Source organism: Hominimerdicola alba 8, from assembly GCF_000178155.2.
Taxonomy (GTDB): Bacteria; Bacillota; Clostridia; order Oscillospirales; family Ruminococcaceae; genus Hominimerdicola; species Hominimerdicola alba_C.
The window spans coordinates 1-11,348 of the sequence record NZ_ADKM02000095.1 but is presented as its reverse complement, the minus strand read 5'-3'; the positions used below and the strand labels follow the sequence as shown (position 1 = coordinate 11,348).

The following is an 11,348-nucleotide window of genomic DNA, read 5'->3' as shown; positions in this document are numbered from 1 at the left end:
CGCTGAATGGACGAATTTATTTTATTTGAGGGAGACTTTTTACCTATGGAAACTATGAATATTTCTGCGGTGGAGAATACCGCAATGGAGACAGCAACCGCCTCTGCACCTAAGCACAAGTGGCTTTCTAAGGGTGCTAAGTTTGCTAAGAAGGCAACTATGTTCGCAACTATCGCCGGAGTAATGGCATCTACCTGTGCAACGCAGGCTTTTGCGGCTGGTACCGGTGAAGTTGATACTTCCAGCTTTATTACTACTGCCTGCACCGTTCTCAAGAGTGTCATCTGCCTGATTGGCGGCGGTGTTGGTGTATGGGGTATCGTAAACCTTCTGGAAGGTTACGGTAATGATAACCCGGGCGCAAAAGCACAGTAGTGATATAGAAGTTTTTTCTCCCTTAGTGTAGTCGCATAACACCGTCGGTTATGCGACCTTTTTTCCATATTTACCTGTTTCAACGGATATGGTGGACACCGCCACATCAAAGCGGAAGTGTATCTCAATATCCTGCACACGCTTTCCACTGGACTTGTCGGGTTCGTGGACTACGATCTTGTCAACCAGTTCGTGCATGATCTCAGGCGTGAGCGTTTCAATATGCTCATATCTATGCACCACTTTGAGGAACGCCGTCACATCGGAGGACTTCTGTTCAGCCGTTTCGACAAATGCGGTAAGCTCTGCAACCGTGACTTTGAGCTGTTTCTGTTCGTCCTCATATCCTGCGGACATCATCGTGAAACGCTCATCGGAGAGCCTGCCGAGAACATTGTCCTCATACAGTCTGGTGAACAGCTTGTCCAGTTCAGAGATACGCTTTTCAGCCTGTTTTAAGGTCTTTTTCGCCTTAGTAAGCTCCGAGGATTTACGCTGAACGGAATTGCTCATAGCGGTCTGGATAAATTCGTCCTCATTCTCACGTACCGTGGCAAGGAGCTTGTTCAGCTCACCGAGGACAATTTCGTTGAGTACGCAAGTACGGATATAATGCACGGTGCATTTATCCTGTTCTTTAGCATATGTAGAACAACGCATATGTTCCTGTTCGGGGCGCTCGTTCTTGCGTCGGCTCAGGTACATCTTCTCTCCGCAGTTGGCACAGTAAACCATTCCTGCGAACGGATTGACCACCTCAGAGCGCTGCGGTCTGCGCTTGTGCTTGCGAAGCTCCTGCACCAAGTCAAAGGTCTGCTGCGTGATGATAGGTTCTTGCGTATTCTCGAAGATCTGCCACTCGTCCTGCGGATTGTAGACGATCTTATGCACCTTGTAAGACTTCATCTTTGTGCGGAAATTGACCGTGTGACCGCAGTATTCGTAGCGTTCAAGGATATGGGCAATTGTCTGCGCTCCCCAGCGGTATGTTTTTGCGTTATGTCTGCCGTTGTCACGACCTTGCGACAATGCGTAGGCAGTCGGTGTTGGTATGCCTTGCTCTGTCAAAATCCTTGCGATCTGCACCGGACCGTAACCTTTAATGCAGAGCTTGAAAATCTTGCGTACCACCTCAGCAGCAGGCTCGTCGATTACCCACAGATTCTTGTCGGTATCCGACTTCTTGTAGCCGTACACGGGCGGACACAGGTGCTTGCCCGATTGACCTTTTGCCCTGAACACCGCACGAATCTTCTTACTGCAATCACGGGCGTACCAGTCATTAAAGATATTTTTGAAAGCAAGCAGTTCGTTCTCGGATTTCGCCGTATCGACATTATCGTTGACCGCAATGTAACGCACATCGTAGTCGGGGAACACCATTTCGATCAGTTCACCTGTTTTCAGGTAATCACGACCTAAACGGCTCAAATCCTTAGTGATTACCGTAGCGACCTTGCCGTCCTCAATGTCCGACATCATCGCTTTGAAACCCTCACGCTCCCAAGTCGTGCCGCTTACTCCGTCATCGACATAGAAAGTCGGATTGGGAAAGCCGTTGTCCTCAGCGAATTTCTGTAAAATTGCTTTCTGGTTGGTGATACTGTTGCTCTCGCCGTCCAACATATCATCTTGTGAAAGACGGCAGTATAAAGCTGTTATCTTGTCTGTCATATTAACCTCGCTTTCCGACAGAATACAGCAAGCTATGATAATAGTTTAGCGCGCATTGCCGAAAAAGTCAATACGCACCAAGCTAAAATTTCACACAGCCTGCTTGTCCTGTTCCTATTCATTATCACCGAGCATTTTCTCGCAGTCAGCCGTGATGAGCCTTGCAAGTATGTCACTCAGGCTTTGCCGAAAAGCCGGGTTAAAGACGGTTTTCACTCTGTAAATCGTATGCCCGATATGATACTCGGACACGTTATCTGTTACCGCAACCGCGGCAGTTGTTGTTTCATTCATAGCGAATTTATCTCCTTGAGCTTATCTATATCTACGCTTATAGGTCTGAGGGCATCGCTTTATATCTCTCACCCTCATGGTTGATGTTTGTGAATACAGCCGTGCGGAACGGCATTGCTGCCGTCCCTCTCACAGCTATCGTCTTGTTGTCGGATATATGTTAATCCGAATACGGAGTGTGCTTGTTATCGAAGAACGTAGTCTGATAGTCGGCATTATCGTCGCTGTCGGAATCATCGTCCTCATCGCCGTTGGTATCGGCAGAGCTATCGTCAGCAAGCTCAGCGATCTTGTCATAGGTCATACCGCTTGCGGTCAGCTTACCGATCAGCGTATGCTCTATGGTTGCAGTATCGACAAGAGCCTGTCCCTCTAAGCCGTAAAGCTCAGAGAGCATATCGTAAGCGATCTGCTTGCTCTCCATGATGACCTTGCGTTTACGTTCGAGAGCTGCCTTGATAGACTTCTCGTAGCTGTCGAGCTTCGCCTGGTTGTCTTTCAGATTACCACGCATTCACATCACCTAACATTTTTATTGGATTTAGGGATAATACCCTATGTTAATATTATAGCGCGAAACGCAGTTCAATGTCTATTGATATTGCGCTCAAACTTTCTGTTTCACTTGCATTATCCAGTTCGACACATTGTTACGGGGGAAAAGAAAAAGCTGCGGAGCGGAAATTCGCTCACACAGCTTGTAGGGTTATTCAGTTTTGTAAGTTGAGAGGATTGTTGCCAAGATAAATCAGAAGTCGTGCGTTTACTGAAATTCATGGAATCCAATTTCCATATTCTATTATGATATGCAGTTTTCTGTTGAACATCATTTTATAGCTGAATCATAAAACTCTAAAAACCGGATAAACAATTCTTCATCTAATCGTGTACTCCATTTTTTGTGATCGAGATTTTCAGTTATGTACTTAGCCTTGTCCTGCTTAAAGCGTTCTTTATTTGCTCATGTGAGATAAAGAAGTAAAAGAAGTGTAAAAAATTTTGCCGTTCCTATCCGGCTGACTGCCGGACAGGTCGGGCTTTATGTATCGGGCAGCTCTACCTTGCCGACAAAAGAATAATAGATTTCGATTTCCTGTCTGCGGAGCTTTCCCCGGCGTTTCCCGTCAAGGGCTTCCGATTCGTGGACGACTATCTTCTCCACAAACTCCCGTAACAGGGTAGGGGTGAGTTCCTCAAAGCTGGTGTACTTGCGGACGACTTTCATAAACTTTTCAGCGTTTGCCGTGGCTTCCAGCGTCCTTGAAAGCTCCCCCTGCAGAACGGCGGCTTTTTCTTTCAGTTCCTTTTGCTCCGCTTCATAGTCTGCCGAAAGTTCCGTGAAACGCTCGTCCGATATGCGCCCGGTCACGCTGTCCTCATACAGCCGCTTGAAGATAGCAGAGAGTTCCGCAATCCGTTTTTCTGCCGCTTCCAGCTCTTTCTTCCTGGCGGCGTTCCGGCGTTTGCTCCCGTCCTCGTTCTGCTCGGTCAAGAGCTTCATAAACCGGGCTTCATGCTTTGCGGCGTAGCTGGTGACCTGCCGTAAGCTCTCGGTCACTCCCTCGGTCAACAGGTCGGTGCGGATAAAGTGCGCCGTACAGTCTGCCGTGCGCTTCTTGTAGCTGCCGCAGATATAGCAGTCCTGCCGCCGTTTGTCCGTCTGATAGCGTTGCTGGTACATGACGCTGCCGCAGTCGGCACAAAAGACTATGCCGGAGAACAAGCCCACTTCATCATAGCGGTTGGGGCGTTTGCGCTGCTTGCGTAACTCCTGCACACGCTCCCATGTTTCCCGGTCAATGATTGCTCCGTGGTGGTTCTCAAAGATTACCTGTTTTTCTTCCGGGTTCTCCCTGCTCTGCTTGACCTTATAGGACACTTTCTCGGTCTTGAAGTTCACAAGGCAGCCCGTGTATTCCCGGTTTTCAAGGATATGCGCCACGGTGTTTGTCGCCCACCTGCACTCATAACCGGGGTGGTAGCGGCGTGTGCTTCCCGTCCGGCGGTATTCCAGCGTTCCCGGCGTGGGGATTTCCTGCTCCGTAAGCATACGGGCTATCTTGGTCGGTCCGTTCCCGGCAAGGCATAAGCTGTATATCTGCTTCACTACCGGGGCGGCTTCCTCGTCAATGATGAAATTTTCGTCCTCGTCCATGAGGTAGCCATATACGGGCTTGCTTGTGACGGGCTTCCCGCTCATGCCTTTTGACCTCTTGACTGCCTTGATTTTCTTGCTCGTATCCCTCACCAGCCATTCGTTAAAAATGTTCCGCAGAGGGGCAAAATCATTGTCGCCCTGTGCGCTGTCAACGCCGTCATTGATAGCAATAAAACGGACATTTTTCTGTGGGAAAATCATTTCCGTGTACATTCCCACTTGTAAGTAGTTGCGCCCTAACCGTGACATATCTTTTACTATGACCGTTCCCACAAGCCCCGCTTCAATGTCGGCAAGCATGGATTGAAAGCCGGGTCTTTGGAAATTTGCCCCGGAATAACCGTCGTCCGTGTACCATTTCAGATTGCGGAAGCCGTTCTGTTTGGCGTAGTTTTCAAGGATTCGCTTCTGGTTGCTGATTGAATTGCTCTCGCCTTGCAGCTCGTCCTCATGGGATAATCTCGGATAAAGGGCGGTAATAAGTGTTTGGGTGGTCTGTCCTGACATAATATCCTCCGTTTCCGACAGCCAGCCCACTATTCCGTAGGTCTATTATACCATAGGGCGGGGCTGGCTGTACAGTCCTTTTTGCTACTTTATGTCACATAATGTCGCTTGGTTTTTAACAAGGAATGTCACTCTACATGGCACTGGCGGCTCTTTCCCCGGCGGCAGTTTCCGCTTCCAGCACTTTCATCATTTTGTCGGCGGCGGTAGCGGTAGTGCCTTGTTTGAAGTAGCCGGACACGACAAGTACAGTGTTCCCTCTGCGTATCTCTGTAACGCAATCCGGGCGGCGGGTGGTGGTGGTGCTTCTGTTTGGGGTGTCGGTCATAGGCTCTCCTTTCTGTTCAGCAGCGTTTTAAGACGTTCCATTTTCGCCTGTGCGGTGGCTTTTCTGAAATTTTCCCCGGTAAAACGGACAGGGGTACACATTTCCGAAAGGCGGTCATAAATCCGGGCATGGGGCGTGTCCTCCGGGTTCTGTAATTCTTCCAGCGTTAAATTTGTGGTGACAATCAGCGGCTTTCCGCATCGGTATCGGCTGTCTATCACGTTGTAGACCTGTTCAAGCCCGTATTCAGTTCCCCGCTCCATGCCGAAATCGTCAAGGATAAGCAGAGGGAAGCTGCAAAGGCGGGATATGTATTCGTTGCGGTCTTTGAAGCTGGCGGCAAGGTCATTGAGTATCAAGGCAAAGTTTGTCATGCACACGGAAACCTCACGCTCCATAAGGGCATTGGCGATACACCCGGCAAAATAGCTCTTGCCCGTGCCGACATTCCCCCACAAAATCAAGCCGTGGTTTTCCTCCTTTATCTGCTCCCAACGCTCCACATAGGAATGGGCGTTGTGCATTTGGGGGCATTTCCCGTTGTCGTTCTCAAAAGTCCATTCCCTCATAGCCGGGTCGGTGAAGCCCTTTCTTTTCAGCCGTTCCACTTCCTCCCGGTGTTTCCGTTCCCGGTCTGCGGCTTCCAGTGTTTCCCGGCGTTTCCGCTGGCAGTCACATTCTTTGGGGTGGCGGTCACGTCCGAAAAGGCTCTTGCCCTCCGGGAAGTAGGCTTCTTTGGGCTGGCGGCACTTCCCGCAGTATAAAAGCCCGTCCTCCCCGGTGTAGTCCTCCGGCTCTGCTTCCGTGGCAAGCCGGAAAATGGCGTTATTATAATCACTCATAAAATCGTCCTCCTTGTTCATGGTCTTTTACGCCCTGTTTACGGGGCGTTTTGTTTCAGTTGTCAAAGGCTCTCGCCCTCTTTGCAGGAATAATCGGGGATTCCCTTTTTCGGCTTCCCCTTTGCCTTATCATCAGCCGCCCAGCGCCGGATAGTGGCGGCATGGTTCTTGTATTTCTTCCCGGTGGAAGCGATATAGCCGGATAAGCGGTCTATGTAATACTCCCATTTGCCGGGAAGTTCCGTTTGCAGCTCTGCAAGCTCTTTCTCTGACAGGAATACATTTTCGTATCTGCCCAAAGGGGTGCGGGCGGTCTGTCCGCTTTTTATCTCTCCCTCTCTCTTTATCTCTAACTCTATATCTATCTCTTTCTCTATCTCTATCTCTGGTGGACAAATGTCCGCCCTGTATGGTGGACGTTTGTCCGCCACGGCTTCCGGGAGTGCCTTCTGCTCCTGCAAAGCCCGCCTTGCACGGCGTTTGCGCTCCCCCTCGGTAGAGGACTGACCGATTAAAAGCTCTATGTTGCTCATGTACAAAGCCCCGTTCTGCAAAGGCTCTACAAGCCCCAGCTTCATAAAAATCTGCAAAGCCCTCTCGACTGTGCCGACCTGCTGGCGGGTGATTGTGGCTATCATCTGTGCGGTGTAGGGGATATTCTCGTCAAGCTGGAGCTTTCCCCCGTTTTTCAGTGATTTTAGGTACAGCTTCAGGAGAATGTTTGAGTAGAGCATACCGTCCTGCATACTTTCCAGCAGCACGATAGCGTCCTCGTCAAAATAGCTCTCTTTCAGCTTTAGGTAGTAATATTTGCGGTTGTCTGACATTGTTCCTCCTTTGGTTCTGTTTTGGGCTTCTGTTACGCTTTAGAACGCCGTTTCCGGGGATAAAGGATAAATGTATCGCATACCCGTTGAGGGCGGTCAAAAAAGCCTTGATTTACGGGCTTCTTTCATAGCCTAAATGCGTAGAAAGGTGGTATCTTTTCCGCTGACGCTCGGCTTCTTTCCGGCGGCGCACCCTTGCGGAACAATCCGGGCAGTATTTCCCCCGGTTTGATTTGGGGAGAAAATACCCGCCGCACTCGGTACAGAGTTTCCTGTCTGCCTGGTGGAGCAGGGCGGCGGCAATGAACCAGCGGCAGAGAAGCGAATAGCTGATACTCTGCACACATACGCAAGGCTCGCCGCTATCCAGCAAGATACAGTTGCCGTTATCGTAATTACAGCACTCATGCACAAGACGACACGCCGCTCGGTGCTGCTGGTAGTCCATTCTTGGTATCTTATCTTTCATGGTCTTTCGCCTTTCCCCGTTCCGGCTCACGCCTTAAAATCTGGTCGATATTGTTCTTTATGGTCTGTAATTCTGTGGTGCGCTCCCGTTTTTCCCGGTATTCGTTGTATAAGCTGTTTTTCTCCCTCATTAGCTGTTCAATCTCGGCTTGTAACACTTTGGTCGCTGGCAGCTTGGAAATGCCCTTTGCCTTGAAATACCGGGTGGCGGCTTCGGCTATGATAAAATCGCTTTCGTTCTGTTCCCGGTAGGCTCTCCGGGCTTTCTCCGTTTTCTGTGCTTTCAGCCCGTCACGGGCGGGCTTGGTCTTGATGTAGGCTAATAGCTGTTTCTGCAAGTCCTTTTTCTCCCGCAAAGTGCTTTCCACGGCTTTCAGTTCGGCATGGACGCTGTTCAGTTCTGCGCTGGCAGTAGCAAGGGCGGCTTCCAGTTCCTCCGGGGAAGAAAAGCCGGATTCCTCGTAAATGCTCATGGTCGCCGCCATTTGCTTTAGGTTGTGGACTGCCGCCCAGCGGTCATATCCTGCGCCTTTCCCCTCTGCCCGTTTTGCTTCCCGGTCTACCATGCGTTGAACGCTGTCCTGTTTCAGGGCGTTTATGGCGGCTTTATTCCGCTGTAAACGGTCTTTTAGGCTGCGGGGGTATTCCTGTTGGGGTAAAGGCTTTTCGGCGGCTCTTGCGGCGTTCTGTGCGTTTATGGTGAGTGTTTCCAGTACGGCGGCACGGTCAAAATCATCACCTAATTTCCGGGCGGTGATTGGCTTCGTCCTGTCCGGCGTGAGATATGACAATCTCCCCCGGCTCTCCTTGACGGTCACTCCCTGTTGTAACAGCTTCCCGGAAAAGTCCTCAAAAGAAATGGCAGAAGACAGGGCGGCACGGATCACGCTGCGCAGCTTCTCTTTGTCGGTTTCAAATTTTGTAAGTTTGGGCGGCTCTCCTTTGGCGGCAAGGGAAGCGTTCTCTTTATCCAGTGCGGCTTGTCCTTTCCGTTTCACCCAATATTCCCGCTCGGTGACACGGTTCTTGCTCCCATTCAGTAAATCAATCTGATAGAGGTTTTCCCGGTGGCACATCTCCATGACTTCCGCTTTGAAATACTCCATAGCTGCGTCCGTGCAGCGGTGCTTGCAGCCTGCCTTTGTGTCCGCTGGTCTGTCCATGTAGGGAAGCAAGGGTACTTCCTCAATCCGCAAAGAATTGATTACGATATGCACATGGATATTGCCGCTGTGGTTGTGACCGTCCGGGTGGGTGCATATAAGGGCTTGGTGTCCGGGGAAATGCTCTTTACAGTACCGCTCGCCTAACTCCTGCGCTTTGTCTACGGTCAAGCCGTTGTCCTGTGCGTCACGGGGGTCAAAGGAAATGATATAGTGGTGGCTCTTTACGTCCTCCCGCTTTTGGTTCTTACCGTATTTCAGATTGGAGCGCATACAGGCTATGGCGAAATCTTCCCCGCCGCAATTCAGAGAGGAAATGCGGTAATCGTCACGGGGGATAAGTCTCCCGTTTCCGTCCAGTGTGGGCTTCATGGTAAATTCGTCATGCTCAAAGGTTAGGTACTGTTCGGCAGCCCCATAGTCGGCATTTTTAGAGCTGATATGTTTGAACGTTGCCAACAGCTTCACCCACTTTCTGCAAGACTTCAAACTTCAAGGCGGCAAGCTCCGCTATGGCGGCTCGTACCTCATTGGAGAGGGCGTTATAGGGTGCGCCGTACTCGTTCAGGCAGCGGGCAATCTGGTTCAAATTCCCGCCTATCTTGCCATACTCGGCTGTGAGTTTCCCAACGGCAGAGAGCATTCCATCATTGACCGGGGAAACGGTAATGACCGGGCGTATCCTTGACTTGGTTAGGGCTTGCCGGATATATTCGGCTTGGCTCATCTGGCAAAAGGAAACACGCTCGGAAAACTCGGCGTATTCCTCCCCAGTCAAGCGTGTCTTGATTACCCGGCTTCGGTGGGGCGTGTTATATTTTTTTCGCATGGTCTGTGACCTCCTTTCTGTTCATGGTGTCCCCCTCACTAATGGGAGAAAAACAGGGGCAAAAGCGGAAGTGTTTTTGAAAAAATCCGAAAAAGTTTTTGCGGGATTTTTTCAAGCGGCGCAAGCCGCAATAAGGCGGGCTTGGGGTGGCAACCCCAACAAGATTCCCGCAGGACAAAATGAGCGATAAGCGAAATTTGGTACTGTGGTAGAATCTTGCTCTGAAAAACTCCGGCGTTCCCCGACTCCCGTCCTTTCCGCTAACAAGACGTTTCAAAAGGGCTTTGCTACCCGCTATTCCGGCATATCTTGAAAATTTTCTTGTTCACTACCTACAACACCACTCAAAGCAGAATGGACGGAGATTTTTAGAATTTCCCCTCTATTCCCTACAACACCACGCAAGCCGGAAAAGGCGGACAATGGCAGTATTTTTTTCTTTGATACCCTCCACGGATAGGAAAAGGATTTTGCCAACTGCGGCGGCTATTTTCCCTTTTGTTTTTTCATACTGGGGATTTTCAAAAACGCCGAACAGGAACGAAAAAAAGCAGCAAATCCGTTGAATAGATTTACTGCTTTCTGGTTGCCGGCGAAGCGGCGGTTATTCAGTTGTAGGCGGTAGGGCTATCTCCCAAAGCGGAACTTGAAAATAGCTGTGAGAAGCGTCTGGGTGATGTAGTCCTCTGTATCTTGGTCTACCCGTCCATTCACACGGGCGGCGCATTGTATTCGGCGGCTGTAATACTGCAACACGGTTCCCACCGCTTCCGGCTCCCCGCTGACGGCTTGGACGATTGTTTCATAGGGGAGAAGCCTGTTATTCCTCATGTGCCATTCCCTCCATTTCCGCTTGGAGCTGCCGCAGGGCTTTTCGGATATGATAGCCCGCTGTGCTGCGGCTGCGCCCGTACTGTCTGCCAATTTCGTGCTGTGGAATACGCTTGAAAAAGGACAGGTAAATCATTTCCCGCTCCCGTTCGTCCAGCCGTGACAGGGCTTCCGCAAGTAAGCCGCTGCTGAAAATGACGGTATCTCCGCAAAGGGTAAGTATGTATTCCTCGTCCGGCTCCGGGGCTTGGAAATATTCATCTGTCGTGCCTAAAGGGTAGTGCTTTTCATCTGTGAGGTATTCAAGGGATATTTTTCTTTTGTGCTTCCTGCTCCGTGTCCTCGCTGCGTTGATCGTTGCATTTCGGATAACGACTTTGCAAAAGGCATGGAAAGTGTACTCGATATGTTCCCGATATTCTTCTGTACAGGTCAAGGAAAATCCCCCTTTCCTCCCAAAAGGGCTGTGGCTGGTTAGTAGTTGCTTTTTATGATAGTAAGGGGCGGCAGCACTTTAGGCTGTCGCTCCTTGACTGCCTAACTGCAAAACCGGGCGGGGCTGTCAACGGCGGGCGAAGCCCGTTCATCTTGACCGTTGACTGGCTCGGCCGGGTTTGCTATTTACCCAACAAACTTGAATTTATTTTAAGCTATCACGTTTTACCTTTTTAAGCCTTACTATCATTACCATAGGAATTTCTTTGTTGTTTTTGAAACATTCTTCATAAAATCCATCAATGACAAATCCAGCTCTAAAACAAAGGTTAAAAATATCTTGTATGGAACGATGATAATAAATCTGCTCCTCCGGTTGCCCTTCAATCGCTATACCATAGTAACTGTGCGGTGTCATATATTTTTCAGTCAACGTGATAAAACAAGGGTGTTGCGTTGCAAAGACAAAAATTCCGCTTTCCTCCAACAGTTCATAAACAGCCATAAGAAGTGGTTCAATATCCGTAATATCCATAATTGCCATATTAGAAACTGCTTTCGTAAAGGCTCGATTTCTTTTTAATTCTAATATACTTTCTCTATTGGTCGCATCCGCT

Annotated in this window: 12 protein-coding genes and 2 pseudogenes; 1 reads left to right on the top strand and 13 read right to left on the bottom strand. The window is 49.8% G+C overall.

The window, feature by feature from the left end; genetic code table 11:
- Window positions 1-249: 249 nt before the first annotated feature.
- Window positions 250-372 (top strand): annotated as a pseudogene (locus CUS_RS20795) (Maff2 family mobile element protein); the annotation flags it as partial.
- Window positions 373-423: 51 nt separating this feature from the next.
- Here the strand turns inward: CUS_RS20795 and CUS_RS11740 are convergent.
- From CUS_RS11740 to CUS_RS11680, 13 genes and pseudogenes are all read right to left on the bottom strand, one after another.
- The gene (locus tag CUS_RS11740) at window positions 424-2,049 is read right to left on the bottom strand and encodes a recombinase family protein (protein ID WP_002851040.1); all 1,626 of its coding nucleotides are present in this window, start codon (window positions 2,047-2,049) and stop codon (window positions 424-426) included.
- A 114-nt stretch (window positions 2,050-2,163) separates the two neighbouring features.
- Entirely contained in the window at window positions 2,164-2,343 is a 180-nt protein-coding gene (locus CUS_RS11735) for a transposon-encoded TnpW family protein (protein WP_037277238.1), read from the bottom strand.
- 160 nt (window positions 2,344-2,503) lie between these two features.
- Window positions 2,504-2,857: a hypothetical protein gene (locus CUS_RS11730; protein ID WP_002851020.1), complete on the bottom strand. Its 354-nt coding sequence runs from the start codon at window positions 2,855-2,857 to the stop codon at window positions 2,504-2,506.
- A 525-nt stretch (window positions 2,858-3,382) separates the two neighbouring features.
- Window positions 3,383-5,008, bottom strand: a complete 1,626-nt coding sequence (locus CUS_RS11725; RefSeq protein WP_002851054.1) for a recombinase family protein — start codon at window positions 5,006-5,008, stop codon at window positions 3,383-3,385.
- 133 nt (window positions 5,009-5,141) lie between these two features.
- Window positions 5,142-5,336, bottom strand: a complete 195-nt coding sequence (locus CUS_RS11720; RefSeq protein WP_002851043.1) for a transposon-encoded TnpW family protein — start codon at window positions 5,334-5,336, stop codon at window positions 5,142-5,144.
- The gene (locus CUS_RS11715; protein ID WP_002851075.1) at window positions 5,333-6,178 is read right to left on the bottom strand and encodes an ATP-binding protein; all 846 of its coding nucleotides are present in this window, start codon (window positions 6,176-6,178) and stop codon (window positions 5,333-5,335) included. Before CUS_RS11715 ends, CUS_RS11720 begins: the two co-directional genes overlap by 4 nt.
- A 62-nt stretch (window positions 6,179-6,240) precedes the next feature.
- Window positions 6,241-7,005, bottom strand: a complete 765-nt coding sequence (locus tag CUS_RS11710) for a phage replisome organizer N-terminal domain-containing protein (protein WP_002850992.1) — start codon at window positions 7,003-7,005, stop codon at window positions 6,241-6,243.
- A 112-nt stretch (window positions 7,006-7,117) separates the two neighbouring features.
- Window positions 7,118-7,474, bottom strand: coding sequence for a cysteine-rich VLP protein (locus CUS_RS19255; RefSeq protein ID WP_002851050.1), 357 nt, complete (start codon window positions 7,472-7,474; stop codon window positions 7,118-7,120).
- Window positions 7,464-9,095: a relaxase/mobilization nuclease domain-containing protein gene (locus tag CUS_RS11705; protein WP_002851056.1), complete on the bottom strand. Its 1,632-nt coding sequence runs from the start codon at window positions 9,093-9,095 to the stop codon at window positions 7,464-7,466. The genes CUS_RS19255 and CUS_RS11705 overlap by 11 nt, the downstream gene beginning before the upstream one ends.
- Window positions 9,067-9,465: a plasmid mobilization protein gene (locus CUS_RS11700; RefSeq protein WP_037277235.1), complete on the bottom strand. Its 399-nt coding sequence runs from the start codon at window positions 9,463-9,465 to the stop codon at window positions 9,067-9,069. Before CUS_RS11700 ends, CUS_RS11705 begins: the two co-directional genes overlap by 29 nt.
- Window positions 9,466-10,092: 627 nt before the next feature.
- The gene (locus CUS_RS11690) at window positions 10,093-10,296 is read right to left on the bottom strand and encodes a helix-turn-helix domain-containing protein (protein WP_037277232.1); all 204 of its coding nucleotides are present in this window, start codon (window positions 10,294-10,296) and stop codon (window positions 10,093-10,095) included.
- A complete protein-coding gene (locus CUS_RS11685; protein WP_037277226.1) occupies window positions 10,286-10,732 on the bottom strand; it encodes an RNA polymerase sigma factor in 447 nt (148 codons plus the stop codon). Before CUS_RS11685 ends, CUS_RS11690 begins: the two co-directional genes overlap by 11 nt.
- Window positions 10,733-10,936: 204 nt before the next feature.
- Window positions 10,937-11,348: pseudogene (locus tag CUS_RS11680) on the bottom strand (methyltransferase); the annotation flags it as partial.